General features: G+C 70.0%; 17 protein-coding genes. 8 read left to right on the plus strand and 9 right to left on the minus strand.

Translation table 11 applies throughout. The features are described from left to right. The first annotated feature begins 242 nt into the window (after positions 1-242). Together CGL27_RS28880 and CGL27_RS28885 are read left to right on the plus strand one after the other, a co-directional pair. Positions 243-920 carry a response regulator transcription factor gene (locus CGL27_RS28880; RefSeq protein ID WP_119994597.1) on the plus strand — a complete coding sequence of 226 codons (678 nt, stop codon included), beginning with the start codon at positions 243-245 and terminating at the stop codon, positions 918-920. After that, positions 921-2,609, plus strand: coding sequence for an ATP-binding protein (locus CGL27_RS28885; RefSeq protein WP_119990964.1), 1,689 nt, complete (start codon positions 921-923; stop codon positions 2,607-2,609). It begins immediately after the preceding gene. 87 nt (positions 2,610-2,696) lie between these two features. Here the strand turns inward: CGL27_RS28885 and CGL27_RS28890 are convergent, their stop codons facing one another. Both CGL27_RS28890 and CGL27_RS28895 read right to left on the minus strand, forming a co-directional pair. Continuing rightward, positions 2,697-4,121 (minus strand): ATP-binding protein, encoded by a 1,425-nt coding sequence (locus tag CGL27_RS28890; RefSeq protein WP_119990966.1) that lies wholly within the window; start codon positions 4,119-4,121, stop codon positions 2,697-2,699. A 3-nt stretch (positions 4,122-4,124) separates the two neighbouring features. Continuing rightward, positions 4,125-4,802, minus strand: coding sequence for a response regulator transcription factor (locus tag CGL27_RS28895; RefSeq protein ID WP_119990968.1), 678 nt, complete (start codon positions 4,800-4,802; stop codon positions 4,125-4,127). A 205-nt stretch (positions 4,803-5,007) separates the two neighbouring features. On the opposite strand from CGL27_RS28895, the gene CGL27_RS28900 reads away from it, so the two are divergent. Further along, a complete protein-coding gene (locus CGL27_RS28900) occupies positions 5,008-5,349 on the plus strand; it encodes a hypothetical protein (protein WP_119990970.1) in 342 nt (113 codons plus the stop codon). Between the two features lie 67 nt (positions 5,350-5,416). Here CGL27_RS28900 and CGL27_RS28905 read toward each other — a convergent pair whose 3' ends face one another. After that, positions 5,417-6,724, minus strand: coding sequence for a HAMP domain-containing sensor histidine kinase (locus CGL27_RS28905; protein WP_240450672.1), 1,308 nt, complete (start codon positions 6,722-6,724; stop codon positions 5,417-5,419). A 152-nt stretch (positions 6,725-6,876) separates the two neighbouring features. Here CGL27_RS28905 and CGL27_RS28910 point away from each other — a divergent pair, with 152 nt between their 5' ends. The 5 genes from CGL27_RS28910 to CGL27_RS28930 are packed head-to-tail and all read left to right on the plus strand — an operon-like array spanning position 6,877 to position 12,436. After that, a complete protein-coding gene (locus CGL27_RS28910; RefSeq protein ID WP_119990973.1) occupies positions 6,877-7,503 on the plus strand; it encodes a hypothetical protein in 627 nt (208 codons plus the stop codon). Then, positions 7,503-8,210, plus strand: coding sequence for an ATP-binding cassette domain-containing protein (locus CGL27_RS28915; protein WP_119990975.1), 708 nt, complete (start codon positions 7,503-7,505; stop codon positions 8,208-8,210). The genes CGL27_RS28910 and CGL27_RS28915 overlap by 1 nt, the downstream gene beginning before the upstream one ends. Next, entirely contained in the window at positions 8,207-8,962 is a 756-nt protein-coding gene (locus tag CGL27_RS28920; protein ID WP_119990977.1) for an ABC transporter ATP-binding protein, read from the plus strand. Before CGL27_RS28915 ends, CGL27_RS28920 begins: the two co-directional genes overlap by 4 nt. Next, positions 8,959-11,619 (plus strand): FtsX-like permease family protein, encoded by a 2,661-nt coding sequence (locus CGL27_RS28925; RefSeq protein ID WP_119990979.1) that lies wholly within the window; start codon positions 8,959-8,961, stop codon positions 11,617-11,619. The genes CGL27_RS28920 and CGL27_RS28925 overlap by 4 nt, the downstream gene beginning before the upstream one ends. Positions 11,620-11,671: 52 nt before the next feature. Next, positions 11,672-12,436 carry a response regulator transcription factor gene (locus CGL27_RS28930; RefSeq protein WP_119990982.1) on the plus strand — a complete coding sequence of 255 codons (765 nt, stop codon included), beginning with the start codon at positions 11,672-11,674 and terminating at the stop codon, positions 12,434-12,436. A gap of 365 nt (positions 12,437-12,801) precedes the next feature. On the opposite strand, the gene CGL27_RS50250 is transcribed toward CGL27_RS28930, so the two are convergent. From CGL27_RS50250 to CGL27_RS28955, 6 genes are all read right to left on the minus strand, one after another. Beyond that, positions 12,802-12,951 (minus strand): hypothetical protein, encoded by a 150-nt coding sequence (locus tag CGL27_RS50250; protein WP_162953093.1) that lies wholly within the window; start codon positions 12,949-12,951, stop codon positions 12,802-12,804. A gap of 175 nt (positions 12,952-13,126) precedes the next feature. After that, on the minus strand, positions 13,127-14,143 hold the full coding sequence (locus tag CGL27_RS28940; RefSeq protein WP_346345717.1) for an IS3 family transposase: 1,017 nt from the start codon (positions 14,141-14,143) through the stop codon (positions 13,127-13,129). Continuing rightward, positions 14,140-14,586, minus strand: a complete 447-nt coding sequence (locus tag CGL27_RS53590) for a hypothetical protein (protein WP_346345718.1) — start codon at positions 14,584-14,586, stop codon at positions 14,140-14,142. Before CGL27_RS53590 ends, CGL27_RS28940 begins: the two co-directional genes overlap by 4 nt. 372 nt (positions 14,587-14,958) lie before the next feature. Further along, positions 14,959-15,513: a hypothetical protein gene (locus tag CGL27_RS28945; RefSeq protein ID WP_162953094.1), complete on the minus strand. Its 555-nt coding sequence runs from the start codon at positions 15,511-15,513 to the stop codon at positions 14,959-14,961. Between the two features lie 178 nt (positions 15,514-15,691). Then, positions 15,692-18,013 carry a hypothetical protein gene (locus tag CGL27_RS28950; protein WP_119990986.1) on the minus strand — a complete coding sequence of 774 codons (2,322 nt, stop codon included), beginning with the start codon at positions 18,011-18,013 and terminating at the stop codon, positions 15,692-15,694. A gap of 54 nt (positions 18,014-18,067) precedes the next feature. Further along, on the minus strand, positions 18,068-18,613 hold the full coding sequence (locus tag CGL27_RS28955; RefSeq protein WP_119990988.1) for a hypothetical protein: 546 nt from the start codon (positions 18,611-18,613) through the stop codon (positions 18,068-18,070). Between the last annotated feature and the right edge of the window lie 408 nt (positions 18,614-19,021).

A 19,021-nucleotide genomic window follows, 5' to 3' on the forward strand; every position in this document is an offset into this window, starting at 1 on the left:
CCACGTTGACGCCTTTCGTCGGGGTGACGGCATGTCCGTTGAACTCGACGCCTGCGTGGTAAGCAGGCACTTCCCACTGTGCCGTGTACGGTCTGTGCGGGCACTGAGAACCCTGAGTGAGCGCTGAGGAGACCCTGAGAGCCCGCTGAGAGCGCGCGGCTGACCAGCGCGTGGGCCCCTAGACTCGCAAGCGAGGATCAGCCTTCCGGTGGATCCGACCGATCGGCCACGAGGTGATGCGCGTGCGGGTGCTGGTGGTCGAGGACGAGCAGAACATCGCCGCCGCGGTGGACCGTGGGCTACGCGCCGAGGGATTCAGCGTCGACATCGCCGAGGACGGTGAGAAGGCCCTCCGTCTGGTAAGGCACCACGACTACGCCGTGATCGTGCTCGACCTGATGCTTCCGGGGCGTAACGGCTACGACGTCTGCCGCACGCTGCGCGCCGCGGAGATCGCCACTCCCGTTCTGATCCTGACGGCCAAGGACGGGGAGTACGACGAGGCGGACGCGCTCGATCTGGGTGCCGACGACTATCTGACCAAGCCCTTCTCCTTCGTGGTGCTGCTGGCCCGGATCCGCGCGCTGCTGCGCCGCAGCGCCCCCCAGCGGCCGCCGGTTCTCCGTGCGGGCGATCTCTGGCTGGACCCGGCCGCCCACCGGTGCGGTCGTGGGGAGGAGACCCTCGACCTGACGCCGCGCGAGTTCGGACTGCTGGAGTTCCTGTTGCGCCACCCCGACACGGTGGTGAGCAAGACCGACCTGCTCGCTCAGGTCTGGGACGCGTGGTTCGAAGGCGACCCGAACATCGTCGAGGTCTACGTCGGCTACCTCCGGCGCAAGATCGACACCCCGTACGGCCGGTCCGCCGTCGAAACCGTACGGGGCGTCGGCTACCGACTGGACGGGAAGGGCGGCTGAGTGTCCCGGCGCCGTCTCGCCGACCGCCTGTCCTTCGTGCAGGTGCGACGGCTGACGAGAAAGCTGAGCCTGCGTACGCGGGTCACCATATGGGCCACGACGGCCGTCGCCATCGCGATGGTCGCGGCCGGTCTCGGGCTGCTGCTCGGCCTCAAGTATTCGATGTGGCGCGATCTGGACACCACAGGGCGCCAGCGGCTGTCCGACGTCTCGGCTCTCATCAGGCACGACCAGTTGCGTTCCCTCATCCCGTCCAACGGAGGGGACGCCGACGTGGTCGAGGTGCTCGATGCCTCGGGGAAGGTACGGGCCAGTTCCGATTACGACACGGGCCCGGGCAGCCCCAGCGGGTTCCCGAACCCCCTTCCCCCGCAGGTCGTCGCGGGCCATGCCACGACCCTCCACGACCTTAAGATCGGCGACGGAGGGGACTTCCGCGTACTGGCCCGGCCAACCCGTATCGGGGACCGGCCCGCCACCATCGTCGTGGCGGTGTCCCTGGCCCAGGCCGAGCACACACTGTCCAGCCTGACCACCGGCCTCGTGATCGGTGTCCCCGCGCTGACGGCGCTGGTGGCTTGGACGATCTCGCTCACGGCCGGCCGCACTCTGCGCCCGGTGGAAACACTGCGCCGCCAGGCCGCGGACATCACCGCGACCGATCTGCACCGCCGCCTGGACCTGCCCGATTGTCAGGACGAGATCCAGGCATTGGGCGTCACCCTCAACGACATGCTCGCCCGCCTCGACGAAGCCTCCGTCGCGCAACGCCGCTTCGTCGCCGACGCCGCGCATGAACTGCGGAGCCCGCTGACCGCGCTGCGCGCCCAGCTGGAGGTCATGTCCAGTTACCCCGATCCGGACCGTGACCCGCAGGTGGCCGCCGCCCTACTGGAAGACGTGGAGCGGCTGCACGACCTCGTCGAGGGCCTCCTCGCGCTGGCCCGCAGCGAGGATCCCGCCCGGCCGCGATCACAGGCCGCGCGTGTCATCGACCTGGATGAGGTGGTGCTGGCCGAGATCCGTCGGCAGCGCTCCCTGGCCTGGGCGGAGATCGACGCCCGGCGGGTCTCGGGAGGCCGCGTATGGGGCGACGCCGAGGCGCTGCGCTGTGTCGTGCGCAATCTCCTGGACAACGCCCGTCGCCATGCCGAACGGCACGTCCGCGTGGCCCTGGGCGAGAGCGGCGGCACCGTGGAACTCACCGTCAGCGATGATGGATCGGGTATCCCGGCCGCGGACCGGACCCGAGTCTTCCAGCGTTTCACCCGTCTCGACGAGGCGCGCTCCCGCGAGGCCGGCGGCTCGGGCCTCGGCCTCGCCATCGTCGGCAAGGTCGTCACCGCCCACGGCGGCGTCGCCTACGCCGACCAGGACCCACCCCTCGCCGACGGCGGCCTCGGCGGAGCCCGCCTGGTAGTTCACCTGCCCGCCGCGCCTTCGCCGGATTTATCCGTCGATCCGCCGCCCGCCCCGGACGGCCCCGGACCGGTCTTACCACATGCCCCATCCGGTCGGCCCGGCCAGCGGGCGGCCGCCGTGCCGCCGGCGTCCGCCCCGGGGCCCGTCGCGTCCCGGTCCTGCCCGGCCGGCGAACGCCCCGCCCTCACGAGCCGAGGCACGACCGGCGCACCGCCTCCGACAGTGTCCGGCGGCGGTCGTGTTCCCTCCGCATGGGCGAACCACTGATCTTCTCCACGCTGGAGAGGGGGCCGTTAACGCTCACCGCGGCGAGAGTCAGGCCACGGCAACATCTGACGAAAACCACGCCAACCCTTACGAAAGGGGCAGGTGCAGTGTCAGCCGGGCTCCCGGACCGCCGTCCTCCACACATGCGCGGCCGCCGTGATGAGTGGCCACCTCCCACACGATCGCCAGTCCCAGCCCGGAGCCTCCGGCGTCCCGGCTGCGGGCGTCATCCAGCCGGGTGAACCGTTCGAAGACCCGCTCTCGGTCGGCGAGTGCGATACCGGCGCCGTCGTCCTGGACGCTCAGCACCGCCTCGCCACGCGCGGTGTCCAGGGTGACCTCCACCCGGTGGCGGGCATGCCGGACGGCGTTGTCGAGCAGATTGCGCACGGCCCGGGACAGGGCGTCGGCGTCCCCGCGGACGCGGGCGGGGCGGATGCGGCCGCGGACGACGGCCACACCGGGGCGGACGTGCAGCCGCCGCACCTCGGCCCGAACCAGGTCGTCCAGGTCGACATCGGCCGTGAGTGCGGCAGCCGGAGTAGCGTCCAGGCGGGCCAGCCGTACGAGGTCGTCGATGAGCCGGCCGAGCCGGACCGTCTCCTCCAGCAGATCGGGCAGCCGGGTGGAGAAGTCGGTGTGGGGGTGGCGGGCGGCGGTCTCGAGTTCGGCTCGGATGGCAGCCACCGGGCTGCGCAGTTCATGCGCGGCGTCGGCCACGAACTGCCGCTGATGGGCAGTGGCCTCGTCGAGCCGGGCCAGCAAATCGTTGAGGGTGGCCCCCAGCCGCCTCACCTCGTCGGCGACCGGCGGCAGATCCAGCCGGCGGTGCAGGTCGGTGGCGGTGATCTCGGCAGCCTGGCGGCGGAGTCGCTCCACCGGCACCAGCGCCCGCCCGGTGATATGCCATCCGGCGGCGGCGAGCAGGGCTGTCAGTACCGGAAGGCCCACGGCCAGCTTGGCGACGAGCTCGTCCACGCTGCGGTCGGCCTGGGCGGTGGCGAGCCCCACGTACACGGTCTCGGGGGCCTGCGTCGATCCGGCCGACACAGTGGCGACGCGGTAGGTCCCCTGGTCGCCCAGTGGCACCCCGTGGGCGGTGCGCACCGACGGTTCGCTGCCGGGGGCCGGTTTCGGCGTCCGGAACAGCGCGGGTTCCCCCGCAACGTTCCCGGATGCCGCGATCACCCGGCCCCGGTGGTCGACGATCTGGGTCACGTCGTCACCGGTGCCGGAGGCGGGCAGCGGCTGCACCGCCCGGCCCTTGTCCAGGGCGGCTGAGATGATCAGCGCACGCTGCCGGGCGCTGTCGTCCAGGCTGCGGATGAGCGAGGCGCGCTGGCTGACCACCAGCAGCGCGCCCGCCAGGCACAGACCGAGCGCGGTGACGAGCGTGGCGGCGAGTGTCAGCCGTATCCGCAGGCCCAACCTGGGCCAGCGGGGGAGCCGGGTGCGCGTCCGTGACGTCGTCGAGGCCCTGCGGGAGGCCAGGGGCGCGGCGGGGGTTCCCATGGGTCACCCGCCACTCGCCGCGAGGCGGTACCCCGCCCCGCGGACGGTTTCGATGGACCGCGCCTCGAAGGGAGCGTCGATCTTGCGCCGCAGATAGCCGATGTAGACCTCGACGACATTGGGGTCCAGATCGAAGTGCTCGGCCCAGACATGGGTGAGGATCTCCTGCTTGCTCACCACCTGGCCCTCGTGGCGCACCAGATATTCGAGCAGCGAGAACTCGCGGGTGGTCAGCTCGATGGGAGTTCCGGCGCGCACGCAGGTGCGGCCCCCCGGGTCCAGGAGGAGGTCCCCGACACGCAGGATGGCGGGCCTTGGGCTGCAGCCCCGGCGGATCAGAGCGTGCAGCCGGGCGGTCAGAACGACATAGGAGAAGGGTTTGGTGAGGTAGTCATCCGCCCCGATGTCCAGCCCGTCGGCCTCGTCGTACTCGCCGTCCTTGGCGGTGAGCATCAGCACGGGGGTCCAGTCCTCCGCCGCCCGGAGCCGCCGGCACACGTCGTAGCCATTGAGTCGCGGCAGCATGATGTCCAGCACGATGGCGTCATAGGCGGTCTCGCCCGCTTTGTGCAGTCCTTCCTCTCCGTCCGTGGCGAGATCCACGGCGAACCCCTCGATGGTGAGTCCATGGATCAGGGCACGCCCCAGCGTGGGATGGTCTTCGATGACGAGGACACGCATGGTGCGCCTTTCTCTCCTCTATGCCCCGAATATTCTTTTTCAGCGTAAGGGGCTGCGGGAGAAGCAAGCTGAGAGCTCGCTGAGGGACCCCTGGAGGGTTCCATGACCTCCGCCACCTCGCCTCAGGCTCCTCTCAGCTGCCCCGGTACAGGATGAGCGCATTCCGGTTGGAAGGTCCGTCCGGTACCGAAAGCGAAGGTTGAACATGAACACGCGCAAGAAGGCAGCCGTACTCGCCGCGTCCGCCGCGGCCATCGTCACGACCGTTGTCGGTGGCGGTACCGCCATGGCGGCCGCGCAGCCGTCCCACCCCTCGTCCTCGGTGTCCACCACGGCGCAGCAGCCCACCCCTCCGGGCCCCTCCACCTCCAAGAGCGGCGGCGAGCACGAGAAGAAGGGCGAGAGCGAGAAGAAGGGCGAGAGCGAGAAGAAGGGCGAGAGCGAGCAGAAGGGCGAGAGCGAGCAGAAGGGCGGCCAGGAGGACGGCTCCGGCGGTCACAACGACTCCGGCTCCCAGGCCAACCATGAGTCCGAGGGCAACGAGTAGGAAGAAGCCCCGGACCTCATCCGAGGCGGGCGGTCATCTTCGGCCGCCCGCCTCCCCCTGTGACGGCTTACTCCGGTGGCGGCGGTGGCTCCGCGACCGGCAGCAGCAAGGTGAAGGTGGTGGGCGCCGTCCGGGCGAGGGTGAGCCGCCCTCCGGCCGCCTCGGCCATTTCCCGCGCCAGTGTCAGGCCGATGCCACTGCCGGCCCGCGATGTCGTCGCCCCCCGTTCGAAGGCGGCCCGCCGGTCGAGCGTCAGCGAGCCCTCGTCGGACACGTCCACGGCGACCGCAATTTCCAGCTCGCGCACCGTGACCTTGACCGTGCCGCGGCCGTGGCGCAGGGCGTTGTCCAGCAGGGCGTCCAGGATCTGCTCTGCGGTGCGGTCGGGGATCCGCAGGCCCCCGCCCCCGGGCTCGACGCCGAAGTCCAGACGACGGCCCTCGGCGGCGAACGTGCCGTGCCAGCGGCGCTCCGCCCCCTCGACCACCTCGGCGGCGGTCCGGGCGGTCGCGGGAACGCCGGGGCGTGGCGTCGCCCGGGCCAGCCGGAGTACCTCGTCCACAGTCCGCTGAAGATGCCGTACCTGCTCCAGGGCCTCCGTCACCGCCGCTCGTAGATCCGCGTCGGGATCGGCGGCGGCCGCCTCCAGACCCAGCTGCAGGCCGGCCAGCGGGGTACGCAGCTGATGGGAGGCGTTGGAGGTGAAGTGGCGCTCGTGATCGAGCCGTCGGGCCAGTTGCTCGACCATGGCGTTCTGGGTGCGCGCCACCTGGTCGATCTCGGCGATCGCGCTGCCTTCGGCGCGCGCGGTCAGATCCCCGTCCGCCACCGCTCCGGCCTTCGCCGAGAGCGCCTCCAACGGTGCGGTGAGCGTGCGCGCCTGCCGTCGTGCCACCACGACGGCCGTGACCAGCGCGACCAGGGCGGTGCCGGCCAGGCCGAGCCAGGCCAGGATGACGCGATGCCAGACCTGCTGTGCCCCGGTCGAGGCGCGGACCACACCGATCACCTGCTCCCCGGTCGCTATGGGCACGGCCACCACGATCTGGTGGTCGCCGCGCCCCCGGGTCACCGCCCCGCCCCGGGCCGCCTGGGTGATCGCGTCCGCCTTCCTGGGACCGCTGCCGTCGCGCAGCCGCCCGGAGAGGTCGTACACCCCGACATCGGTTCCCCGCTCATGGGCGGGCAGTTCCACATGGTCGCCCGCCACGAACTGCGGGGGCACATGGATGGCGGCCGCCAGGGCCACGCGCTCCAGCTCATCGCGCTCGTCCGCGAAGAAGGACGTCTGGATCCCGAGCGCCAGCGGCGTGGCCAGCAGGACGAGTGCCACCAGCACCGCCACCACGGCCACCCGCATCACGCGCTGTCTCATACGCCCATCATGAGCGTGGGCGCGCCCGGTGAGGCCGAGGCAGGGACGCCACCGGCCGGTTTTGCCGTCGTCTAACCGTCGTCACGGCGAGCGTTTACCGCCTCCTCCCTAGCGTCGGAGACCACCAGCGGTTCGCCTATGTGGAGGACACCATGAACAAGCGAGCCATCCTCGCCCTTCCCGCCGTCGTCGCCCTGACCACCGCGGTGGTCGCCGGCTGCTCCGGCTCCGGCGGGGGCTCCCACAGCGGTTCCAAGGCCCCTTCCGGCTCGTCGTCCACCCAGCGGACCGGCCCGGCTCCCACCGAGTCCAACCCGCCGGGCGACATCCCCGACAACCAGGTGTACGTCGCCTACCGGCCGCCCGCCGGCGGGTTCACGGTCAAGGTGCCGGAGGGCTGGTCCCGCTCCTCCGCCCATGGCACCACCACCTTCAGTGACAAGCTCAACAAGGTCGAGGTCTCGCAGAGTTCCGCCGGGGCCGCGCCCACCGTCCAGTCGGTGAAGGCACACATGGCTCCGGCCCTCCGCAAGCAGGCCACGCACTTCGCCCTCGGCGGTGTCACCACCGTCCACCGAAGGGCCGGACAGGCCGTCCACATCACTTACCGGACGGACTCGGCCCCCAACCAGGTGACCGGCAAGAGCGTGCGTGACTCGGTGGAGCGGTACGTGTTCTTCCATAACGGCCGGCAGGTCGTCCTGACCCTGACCGGCCCGACCGGCGCCGACAACGTCGACCCCTGGCGCATCGTCAGCGATTCGCTCCGGTGGCAGTGATGACCACCACCACCTCCACGGCAGCCGCACGGCCCAACGGGGGGACCGCCCTCGATGCCAGGGAGCTCTACCGGTTCTTCCGAACCGGCGAGGAGGAGACCCTCGCGCTGCGCGGGGTGTCCCTCCATGTCCAGCGCGGCGAGACCGTTGCCGTGATCGGCCCTTCCGGTTCGGGCAAGTCCACCCTGCTGGCTTGCCTGGCCGGGCTGGACGAACCGGCGGGAGGTCATGTCCACGTCGGTGGGGAGCGGATCAGCCATCGCCCCGAGGCCCAGCGGGCCCGGCTGCGCGCCCGCCGCATCGGTGTCCTGCTGCAGTCCGGCAACCTCATCGCCCATCTGGACGTACGGGAGAACATCCGACTCGCCCAGGCGGCCGCCGGACGGCGCCGTGGCGGTGCGTCCGATATCGCCGCCCTGCTCGACGGGGTGGGCCTGAGCGGCCGGGCCCACGCCCTGCCGCATGAGCTGGCCGGCGGTGAACTGGCCCGCGCGGGGCTGGCCGTCGCCCTGGCCAACGACCCCGATGTGCTCCTCGCCGACGAACCCACCGGCGAACTGGACGGACGGACCGAACAACGCGTGCTCGACCTGCTCAAGAGCCGGGCCGACGCCGGTCGCGGCGTTCTTGTCGTCACCCACAACACCGAGGTCGTCGGCTTCGCCGACCGGGTGCTCGTCCTGCGCGACGGAAGGATCCAGCCGTGAACACCCCCGGCACCGACACCATCCTCATCGACACCCTCATCGACTGCCGCGACGCCGCCCGCACCTACGGCCAGGGCGAGCACGCCGTCGTCGCGGTGCACGGCGCCACCTGCCAGGTACGGGCCGGCGACCGCATCGCCATCATGGGCCCCTCCGGATCCGGCAAGTCCACGCTGCTGCACCTGATGGCCGGACTGGAGCGGCCCACCAGCGGGAAGATCGCCTGGCCGGCCCTCGGCCGCCCTGCCACGGCCCGGGACATCGGCGTGGTCTTCCAGTCCCCGAGCCTGATCCCGGCCCTCGACGTGGTGGAGAACGCCGCACTGCCGCTGGCCTTGTCGGGCACCTCGGAGTCCGAGGCCCGCAGCCGCGCGCTGTCCGCCCTCGACGCCGTCGGCGTCGCGGACCTCGCCGACAAGCTGCCCGAAGAACTCTCGGGCGGACAGGCGCAGCGGGTGGCGGTGGCCAGGGTGCTCGCGCTGCGCCCGAGGGTGGTCCTCGCCGACGAACCCACCGGACAGCTCGACCGCGCCACCGGCCGCCATGTGGTGGACGTCCTGCTGGACACGGCGGCCGAACTGGGCGCCGCGCTCGTGGTGACCACCCACGATCCCACCGTCGGCGAACGCCTCACCGAGCGCTGGCCCATGCACGAGGGGCGGCTGGCCACCACGCTCCCCGCCCCCGGAGCGTCCGGGCCACGCACCGCGCCGCGGGCGCGGCCGAACGCGACACAAGGGGAGACGTCGTGATCATCACCTGGCTGTCCGGGCTCGTCCGGCGCCGCAGCGGCCGGCTCCTCGCCGCCGCGCTCGGCATCTCACTCGCCGTGGCGCTGGTCGCCGCACTCGGCTCCTTTCTGACCGCCTCCAAATCCACCATGACCGACCGCGCCGTGCGCTCGGTCGCGGTCGACTGGCAGGTCCAGGTCCAGCCCGGCGCCAAGCCCGCCACGGTGCTGCACACCGTACGGTCCGCGCCCGGCACGCGCACCGCGCTCCCCGTCGGATTCGCGCACAGCACCGGCTTCCACGCCAGGACCGGCGGATCCACCCAGAGCACCGGCCCCGGTGTCGTGCTCGGCCTGCCACCCGGCTACCGCTCCGCCTTCCCCGGCGAGATACGGCAGCTCACGGGCAGCGCATCCGGGGTGCTCATCGCCCAGCAGACCGCGGCCAATCTGCATGTCGCCCCCGGGGACACCATCACCATCGGTCGTCCGGGAGGCGGACCGGCACATGTGAAGGTGGCCGGAGTGGTCGACCTGCCCCAGGCCGACTCCCTCTTCCAGAAGGTCGGCGCCCCACCCCAGACCCAGCCCACCGCGCCACCCGACAACGTCATCCTGCTGCCCGCCGCACAGTTCACCAGAACCACGGCGCCCATCAAGGCCGCCGACCCGGCCGCGGTCACCACACAGATCCATGTCGCCCGGGACGCCCGGCTGCCCGCCGACCCCGCCGCCGCGTACACCGCGGTGACCGGTGCCGCGCACAACACCGAGGCGCGCACCGCCGGTGGCGGGCTGGTCGGCGACAACCTCGGCGCCGCGCTCGACAGCGCACGCCAGGACGCCCTCTACGCCCAGATCCTCTTCCTCTTCCTCGGCGTGCCCGGGGCGGTGCTGGCCGCCCTGCTGACCGCGACGGTGGCCGGAGCCGGAGCCGACCGGCGACGGCGCGAGCAGGCCCTGCTGCGCACCCGGGGGCTCGGCTCCCGCAAGGTCGTCGGTCTCGCGGTGACCGAGGCGGCCGCCGTCGGCGTGGCGGGCGGTCTGCTGGGCCTCGGCATCGCCGCGGGCGTGGGCCGGGCCGCTTTCGGTACGGCGTCCTTCGGCTCCACCGCGGCATCGGCGGCCGGCTGGTTCGCGCTCGCCGTGCTGCTGGGGCTGGTCATCGCCGCGGCGGCCGTCCTGGTGCCCGCGGTGCGCGATCTGCGGCAGGGCACCCTCACCGAGGCCCGCCGGGTGGTGGGCCGGGCGGGCACCCCGCGCTGGATGAAGTTCTACCCGGACCTCATCCTGCTGGCCGTTTCCTACTTCGTCTTCCGCGCATCCAGCTCCAACAACTACTCCCTGGTCCTGGCGCCGGAAGGCGTCCCCACCATCTCCGTGTCGTACTGGGCCTTCCTGGGGCCGGCCCTGCTCTGGCTCGGCTCCGCCCTTCTGCTGTGGCGCCTGGTGACGCTCGCCCTGACCTACGGCCGGCGTCCGCTCGCCCGGCTGGTCCGGCCACTGACCGGTGCCATGGCCGCAACCACCGCGGCGAGCCTGTCCCGGCAGCGCCGCCCGCTGGCCCGGGCCGTTGTGCTGCTCGCGCTGGCCCTGTCCTTCGCCGTGTCCACCGCGGCGTTCAACTCCACCTACCAGCAGCAGGCCGAGGTCGACGCCCGGCTCACCAACGGCGCCGATGTGACGGTGACCCAGTCACCGGGCTCCCGCACCGGACCCAGCGCGGCCAACCCTCTGGCGGCGATCCCCGGGGTGCGCCACGTGGAACCGCTTCAGCACCGGTTCGCCTACGTCGGAGCTGATCTGCAGGACCTGTACGGGGTCCGGCCCTCCACCGTCACCTCCGCCACCTCCCTGCAAAACGCCTACTTCGCCGGCGGCAGCGCCAAGAGCCTGATGTCCAAACTGGCCGCCCGGCCGGACTCCCTCCTGGTCAGCGAAGAGACCGTCAAGGACTTCCAGCTGGCCCCCGGCGACACACTCAAGCTGCGGCTGCAAGACGCCCACACCAAGACGTTCCGCACTGTGCCGTTCCACTACGCTGGCGTCGTCAAGGAATTCCCCACCGCACCGCGCGACAGCTTCTTCGTCGCCAACGCCGGCTACATCGCCAAGACCACCGGCAGCGACGCGGTCGGCACCTTCCTGGTCGACACCGGAGGCGGCAACCAGAAGGCCGTCGCCACGCGGCTGCGCCACCAACTCGGCACCACCGCGAAGATCACCGACATCACCCAAACCCGGTCCCAGGTCGGATCCAGCCTCACCTCCGTGGACCTGTCCGGGCTCACCCGGATCGAACTCGCCTTCGCGGTCCTTCTGGCGGCCGGCGCGGGCGGCATCGTCCTGGCCCTCGGCCTCGCCGAACGGCGCCGCACCTTCGCCATCGCCACCGTCCTCGGCGCCACGCGGCGGCAGCTCAAGGGACTGGTCTTCAGCGAGGCCGCCACGCTCACCGCGGCGGGCCTGGCCGGAGGCGCGCTCATCGGCTGGGCCCTGACCCAGATGCTCGTCAAGGTACTCACCGGCGTCTTCGATCCACCACCGGAAGCCGTGGCCGTGCCCTGGCCGTATCTGGCTCTGACCCTGGCGGCAGCCCTCGCGGCCATCGCCGGCGCGGCCCTGAGCGGAGTCCGCAGATCCACCCGGCCGGCCGTAGAAGAGCTGCGTGAACTCTGACAGCGGACCGTCCGCGCGCCCCCGGGCGGTCACCCGCTCTACGCTTCGGAGCATGCGGATGACAGGGGCCAAGGACGCGGTATCCGTACTGTTCATCGAGGACGACGAGGTCATCGGACAGCATGTGGAAGCAGGGCTGCGGTCCAACGGCTACACCGTGACCCGGACCCGGACCGGCGGCTCCGGCCTGGCCGAGGCCGCCCGGCTCCCCATCGACGTCGTCCTCCTCGACCTCGGCCTCCCCGACGTCGACGGCATCGATGTCGCCCGGCAACTGCGCGACGAGCACCCCGATGTCCTCATCCTCATCCTGACCGCCCGCAGCGAGGAGATCGACGTGATCGTGGGCCTGGACGCGGGCGCGGACGACTACCTGGTCAAACCCTTCAGCCTGACCGTGCTGCTCGCCCGCCTCCGCGCCCATCTGCGCCGCCGCCCGGCCGGCCCGCCCGGACCAAGTGAACCGGTCCGCATCGGCGACCTGACCGTGGACATCACAGCACGCCGCTGCCGCCTCGCTGACCGCGAGGTCGAACTGCGCCCGAAAGAGTTCGAACTCCTCGCCGTCCTCGTCAAACACCCGGGGCAGGCGGTTTCCCGGGAGACGCTTATGGCGCGGGTGTGGGACGAAAACTGGTTCGGCCCAACGAAAACCCTGGACGTCACCATGTCCTCCCTGCGTCGCCGACTGCAGGCGGCCGCGTCCGCCGCACACGCGCCCGTCGCCCTGCCCGAGTTCACCACCCTGCGCGGACACGGGTACCGACTCGAACCGCCGGCGACTCAGGGAGAGGAGACTGGTGACATATCCCGGTGATCCTGGACACTCTTCTTCCAGACTGTGAGCCCAAGGTCCTGCGGCGTGTTGGCCCACGATGCGTGCACGCGTTCCGCCGGCGTCTACCGGGTACAGGGCGCCGGGAAGGCTGTTGTGCCGTCCCGCCCGCCACCGCAGGCAATCTCCCGCCTCAGGGCGGGGACGCCTGCGGATGCCGACCGGGATGCGCCTGCTGCACGCCAGGACAGGAAACCGTCCGGCGCTTTGCTGCTCGTCCCGGCCCTGCTCGACGGGGGTCGCGGCCCCGCTCGGCACGCCGACCGGCCTGCCGGACCTGGGGCCGGACTCACTTGGCGGGTGTGACCAGGCAACGATGTCGAAGCCAGACGATGCTGCATGGCTGATCATGTCGCCTTACCGGACATGGCGATTCCGGACCGATCGTCCTGCGCGGTGGTGTGCCGTTCGCTGTGGACGCGTCGGCTTGTGGCGTTCTGAGCGAGTGCGAAGCCGAGGACGAAGACTCTTTGGCGTTCGAGGCCGTAGGAGATCATGCGCTGGTTCCACAAGCTTCGGTCGAATTGGCTGTGGACGGATTCAGAGTCGCTTCGGTAGGGGTAGACCAGTTGGTGGGCGAGGGTCTGTTCAGGGATCTGCTGAAGGTATTCGGCGCGATGGAAGTCACGCTCGACATCGCTGAGCGGTGCCTGTCAATTTCGGTGAGACACGTCAGGCTGCGGGTTCTTCCTGATGCTTCTCCTTGGCGGGTTGGTTGATCCAGGCCGCCTTCGGGAGGCGGGGTGGCGTCGGTCTTCGGCGGAACCGGTGCGGGTTGGTGGCGTAGGCGTCGGCCAGGACGTCGGCCCGCCGGGCTCGGATCGTGACTGCGGTGCCGTCGTGGACGGATGCGGGGGTGTGCAGTCCGATGCCGGAGTGCCGGTGGACGGTGTTGTAGTAGGTGAAAAACCGCTGGCAGAAGGCGCGGGCGTCGGCCAGTGAGCCGAACCGGTCGGGGAAGACCGGGCAGTACTTCAGGGTCTTGAAGTTTGCTTCCGAGTACGGATTGTCATTGGACACGCGTGGCCGTGAGTGCGAGCGGACGATGTTCAGATCGACGAGCAGCTGGGCGACTGGCTTGGAGGTCATCGAGGTGCCCCGGTCGGCGTGGACCACGTCCGGGACGACCCCGCCGTTGGCGCGGAAGGCGTCTTCGATGAACTCCTTGGCCAGTGCGGCCGATTCGCGCGGCACGACGAGCCAGTGGACCGCTTTGCGGGAGTAGATGTCGAGCATCACGAACAGGTCGTAGTACATCCCGCGGTCGGGGCCCTTGAGCTTGGTGGCGTCCCAGGTCCACACCTGGCTCGGGCCGGTGGCCACCAGCTCGGGCTTGGTCCTGGGCGGGTGGGCGGCCTGCGCGCGGCGCTCGCGGACCTCACCGTGCTCACGCAGCAGCCGGTACATCGTGGACACCGAGCACAGGTAGGTGCCCTCGTCCAGCAGGGTGGCCCAGATCTGCGCGGGGGACTTGTCCACGAACCGCTGCGAGCGCAGCACGCTCAGTACCCGTGCCTGTTCCAGCTCGGACAGGGCCGCCGGGTGCGTTGCCGGCGGCCGGCGCGGCCCGGCCACGCGGGGCTTGGGGTGGCGCTGCCGGTAGACGGTGGCCCGCGAGCGGCCGGTCAGCTCGCAGGCCGGCTTGATCCCGACGACCGACTCCAGGGCGGCGAACGCCTCGGTGATCACTTCCTCCGCTTGGGCTCGGAGTCCTCGCTCTCGGAGAGCAGTTCCAAGAGCTCGTGTGCTTTTCCCAGGATGGCCAGCGCCTTCTGGGACTTGGCCAGCTCTGCGGCCAGCTTCTCGTTCTCCCCCCGCAGCCGCTCGGCTTCCTTCTCGGCCGCGCTCTTGCCCGTCGGTCCGGACGGCCTGGCGGCCAGCGCATCCAGTGCGCCCGCGTCCCGGGCGGTCCTCCAGTCGATGATGTGCGAGTGGTACAACCCCTCACGGCGCAGAAGCGCGCCCTTCGCGCCCGGCTCGGTCAGCCGCTCGTACTCCTCCACGATCCGCAGCTTGTACTCCGCGGTGAAGGTCCGCCGCTTCGGCCCGCCCGCGCGGGGACCGCGCTTCTTCTTGCCCACGACCTCATCATCGGCCACACCGGCCAGGAGATCGGCATTGCTCAGCGTCACGCTCGAAAGATCCTGTTCTCGCCCTACTAACAACAGAAGACTCGATTGTCCTCATGTCTCACGAGAGTCTGACAGGGAGGGTTCGGCCCAGTTTTGGTGTACGCCACCTCCAGGTGAAGCAGGCAGTGTGCTGTCGTGCTGCGTAGGTGGGGGCGCAGCCCTCGACGCCGCATGAGGGCGGTAGCCGGATAGGCGCGTGAGCACATCCGTCGTTGCACATTGAACGGGTTCGGCCGATGGGAGATGGGTGCTGATGTCGGGGGCGTGGGGGCCCGCTTCGGTCCACCGAACGGAAGCGCACCGTGAATGGCTGGGCCAGTATCACGAGTCCGAACGGACGCCCGGTCTCGGCCGACCTGCTGGAGCGTGGAGTCAGGTGTCTGTCCCCTCGCAGTCCCCGGCTTCGGTGACGCGGTGCACCGTCCGCAGACGTTCAGCCGGCGCTTTGGCACCGAACTCCATCAGCACCGTGCACAGACGGTCGACGATGAACTGCTGTGCATCCGCGGGCAGCCCTCCGAAGGACTTCTCCAGAAGGCGTGCGGTCTCTACCCACGCGGCCCCCGGCGCGTGGGAAGCAACCTGCCTGGCGATCTCGCCCATGGTGTTCACCGTCTGAGGAGTGAACGCGGCCGGGTTCTCCAGCAGCAACTGTGCCAGCGCGATGGTCGGGTCCTCGCGCAGCAGGTCGCGGAAGCCGACGTACTGGGCGACGCGCAGTTGCTGTTCCTCCTGAGCGGCACGTGCTTTCGCCCGCAGGCGCTCGTGTGTCTGGGCGTCGATCAGATCTTCCGGCCGGGCATGGACGTGCACGGCGACCCACTGCACGCGCACGCTCGCGCTGGCCAGATCCGCGGGCTGTCCCAGCAATGCGTTCGCGCGATACTCCAGCTCGGCATGGGAGAGGACCGAGCAGACGGCGGCCAACTCGGTTACACGGTGCAGGACATGGCACGCGGCTGCTGCTGCCGGATTCTGGTGGAAGGGCGCACCTGTCTCCAGCCACTGGCCGGTGGCGTGGACATCGAATCGGTAGCCGCCCTCCGCACTCGCGGCGGTGAAGGCGAGATCGACGGGGCCGGAGCGGGCGGGTGGGGTGCGGCGTCTAAACACCTGGGGGACCGCTGCGTGTTTGCGCTCGGTGCGGGTCCGCGAGGCTTGTGCGGCGCATCAGATCCGCACGGATCTCATTTCGTCCTTCTTCGTCGAGAGCGCCGCCTTGGAGCATCCAGTGTTCAGCAAGACGCACCAGGTTCAAGAAGCGCTGGCCGCGCAGGTCGACGGTGGCCGTTTCGTGGACGGCGCGTACGAGTGTGTCCAGGGTGCGTTCCGTCGCGTGGTTGTGGACTGCTGCGGCGTCCAGCCACACGGTGCAGGCTCGGCGGGCCAGGTTGCTGGGCTCGTCGGCTTCCAGGACAGCGCGCCAGCCCCCGAGCACCCAGTCGGCGACGGGGGTCCCGCTGGTGCCGAGCAGCGTAGGCTGGCCGCTGTTGTCGAGTTGCAGGGCCAGATTCATGAAGGCGCTGCCGGCGGCTTTGCGGAGGGACTCCTGACCGCTGCCGAACCAGCCGGTCAGGATGGGGAGGAGCTTGGGGCGCAGCTGATCGTCTCCCCACAGATGGTTGATGGCTTCCCCGACGGCCTCAGCCACTCCTGGTTCGCGGGACAGCGCGAGTTCGCCCAGGCGGCGGAGCATCCTCTGGGGGTGAACGGGGGCGAGGGACTGGAAGACCCGTGCCAGTGTCTTCTGGAGTTCTGCGGTGGTCTCCGCGTGGGACCCCCATGTGCCGATGGCTTTGAGGGTCATTTGGCCGATCTGTGGATCGAGGCTGGCGGCTACCAGGAGTTCGTGCGCGTGCGGGGTCAGGTTTTCGTCCGCAGCCCATCCGGTGATTACCAGGCGCAGCAGCCGTGTCTTCCGGGTGGCCTGGACGTGGTGGAGTACCCAGGGAGCCATCCGGGCGGCCAGTTGCGACCCCTGGGGGTGTTTCAGTTCCAGGCACAGTTGGGCGGTCCATTTGGTGAACGCGTCGATGAGTTCCGGCCGGTCACGCCAGAAGTAGCGCACGACCGCTTCCGCGAAGCCGGGGCCAGGGAAGCGGATGGAGCCGTCCGGGAGTGGCTCCGCTTCGATCTGCCGAGCCAGTTGGATCAGGCCAGGTCCTTGCTGACCCGACAGCGGTTCGGCCCGCTCCCCTTTCTCTCCGAACCGCGTGGCGAGGGAGGCGATCTTCCTGTGTACGCCTTCGATCGGCTCCCCGTCGTACACCGCGGCAAGGAGCAGGTAGTTGCGCTCGTAACTGGTGCGCATGCCGAACGAGTGCCATTCTGCCAGGACGTCGATCCAGCCTGACAGGACATGCCCGGCTGTCTGCGCGACCTTTTCGAAGCCTTCTTTGCTCAGTTCGCTTCCGCCGCCGGCGGCAGCGAGATACTGGGATTCGCTCAGCGCGACGGCGTCTGCCCATTTCTTGATCTGTCCGGGGCGCAGCCGTGGAAGGTCCTTGCTGAACCGGTGGTCCTCGGCCCAGATGCCGGGGTTCGCGACGCCGGCCCTGGTCAGGTAATGAACGAACAGCATGACTCCGTCGGGTGGTTGAGGCACCAGGGCGAGTGAGCCGGCGTCGTGGCCGATGCGGTTCCACAGCTCGGTCCCAACGAGCACGATCAGGTAGGAGCCGTCGTTCTCCAGGTCGTCCACGTCGCACAATTCGAGGCCCAGATCGCAGGTGGCTGGGAGGCTCTCCTCCGGGTCCCGCAAATCCAGGATCCAACCGGTCTCTTTGTGTCCCCGCAGGCCTTCCATACTGAAGCTGTCACCGGTTTCGCGGCGCACTCGGCGCAGTGTCAGACGCACTCCGTCCCTCGTGTGCAACAGACGCAGGGCGGCGGTCAAACGTCCGCTTCCCAGTCCGTCGGCAACAAGAACGAGGACCCGGTCCCTCTTCAGCCGTTCATCGGCTTCCTTCTCGTTGTCGATCGGAAGGTAGTTCGCGAGCTGCTGGTCCACCCACTTGGCCGGCAGCGGTGCCCCGCTGTGGCGCTGGACCGACTCGAACCATTGGCCCACCATCAGGCCCTGGTTCGTATCCGCGTGGACATCGACCTGCGGAGCGCCGCGTTGGGCAGGCGTCCCGGCACTGTGCTCCGCCGCGGCCGGTGGGCCTTCCCCGGTGCCGGCGCCAGGATCTTCGGAAGGCGGCTGCTTCGGCCTTCCGGTCTCTGTCTCAGGAGCCTGGGCGCTGCCGACCGGTGCCGCCGTCGGGTCGGACTCCGTCCGGAAGCCGGAGATATCACTGTCCGGGGTGTGGCGGGAGTGCTCTGGTTCCCGTTCGTCCTGGGCGTCCGCCGAGACGCCCGCGCCTTGCTCACCGGGTCCTGCTGCGAAGGGGATACGGGTCTCGGTGTCGTCGACGGGGGCGGTCATACAGGAACTCCTCGTGGATGGTGGGCAGACAACGGACCAGAGGGACGCGGGGGGTCAGTCACGCCCTTCGATGACGCGGGCCTTCATGCCCACGACCTTCGCGCCCCGTTCCACGGACTTCGCGTCGATGAGGGCCTTGACGCCACCTCGGATAGTGTCTTGTGCCTCCATCCCGATGACCTCGCCGGACACTCGTTCGTACCGGTGCTCCGTGATGGGGCCGGATTTTGCCCGGCGCTCGCCCTCGAAGGTGAAGCGCTGCCCGTACACGTCCTCCAGGACTTCACGTACCTGGCCGAGCGTCTGTGCCAGCAGCGGGTCACCGGTTGCGACCTGCTCGGAGGCCCGCTGGTAGTGCGCCATGCTCAGGGCGAGAGCATTCAACGTCGCCAGGTGCACGTTCAGCCGGTCCGGGTCGGCCCGCAGGGGCAGCTGCAGAGTGCCGACGAGTTGCGCAGGCACCTCGGGCGTAGCTTCGGGCGCGGTTGGCCCTCCGGAGCGGTGCCGGGACAGCAGCGCCTCCAACCGCTGGTAGAGGAAGGTGAAAGTCGCGGGCAAAGCACTGCTGGCGACCATGGACAGATCCATGGCATCGGACACGGATTTTCCTTTCTCGAACACGATTTATCAGGCCGGGAACGGAGGTGCCATTCATGCCGTCACCGGCCCGTGATCCGCGCGCAGGGTGATCCGAGGTGGCGCGAAACAGCAGCAGATTCCGGAAATTCGAACCGTTTTTCCATAAGGAATGTGACCGTCCGATCCTCAATGTGGGGCGCGTGTGACGCGAGGGGCAGGGTGCGACTAATGCATCCGAGGTGGGGCGGAGGGGTCGGAGGTGTGGCCGCGCGACTGGTACACGCGCTCATCGGGGCAGGTTGCGGTACGGGTGGCTCGCCATGCGGCATCAAAAGAAAGCGTCCACCCTGAAGATCGCACCATACGTATCGCCCGCCAACTGGTGATCGGCGAGAGTAGGAATCGTAGGGCTGTCAGATTCACGACGCG

The organism is Streptomyces sp. 11-1-2, assembly GCF_003595545.1.
GTDB lineage: Bacteria > Actinomycetota > Actinomycetes > Streptomycetales > Streptomycetaceae > Streptomyces > Streptomyces hygroscopicus_B.

Excerpts from the sequence above, each read along its gene's own strand:
- CGL27_RS28895 (WP_119990968.1), bottom strand. The coding sequence starts at position 4,802 with ATGCGTGTCCTCGTCATCGAAGACCATCCCACGCTGGGGCGTGCCCTG.
- CGL27_RS28900 (WP_119990970.1), top strand. The coding sequence starts at position 5,008 with ATGAACACGCGCAAGAAGGCAGCCGTACTCGCCGCGTCCGCCGCGGCC.
- CGL27_RS28950 (WP_119990986.1), bottom strand. The coding sequence starts at position 18,013 with ATGACCGCCCCCGTCGACGACACCGAGACCCGTATCCCCTTCGCAGCA.
- CGL27_RS28930 (WP_119990982.1), top strand. The coding sequence starts at position 11,672 with ATGCGGATGACAGGGGCCAAGGACGCGGTATCCGTACTGTTCATCGAG.
- CGL27_RS28910 (WP_119990973.1), top strand. The coding sequence starts at position 6,877 with ATGAACAAGCGAGCCATCCTCGCCCTTCCCGCCGTCGTCGCCCTGACC.
- CGL27_RS28905 (WP_240450672.1), bottom strand. The coding sequence starts at position 6,724 with ATGAGACAGCGCGTGATGCGGGTGGCCGTGGTGGCGGTGCTGGTGGCA.
- CGL27_RS50250 (WP_162953093.1), bottom strand. The coding sequence starts at position 12,951 with ATGATCTCCTACGGCCTCGAACGCCAAAGAGTCTTCGTCCTCGGCTTC.
- CGL27_RS28890 (WP_119990966.1), bottom strand. The coding sequence starts at position 4,121 with ATGGGAACCCCCGCCGCGCCCCTGGCCTCCCGCAGGGCCTCGACGACG.
- CGL27_RS28915 (WP_119990975.1), top strand. The coding sequence starts at position 7,503 with ATGACCACCACCACCTCCACGGCAGCCGCACGGCCCAACGGGGGGACC.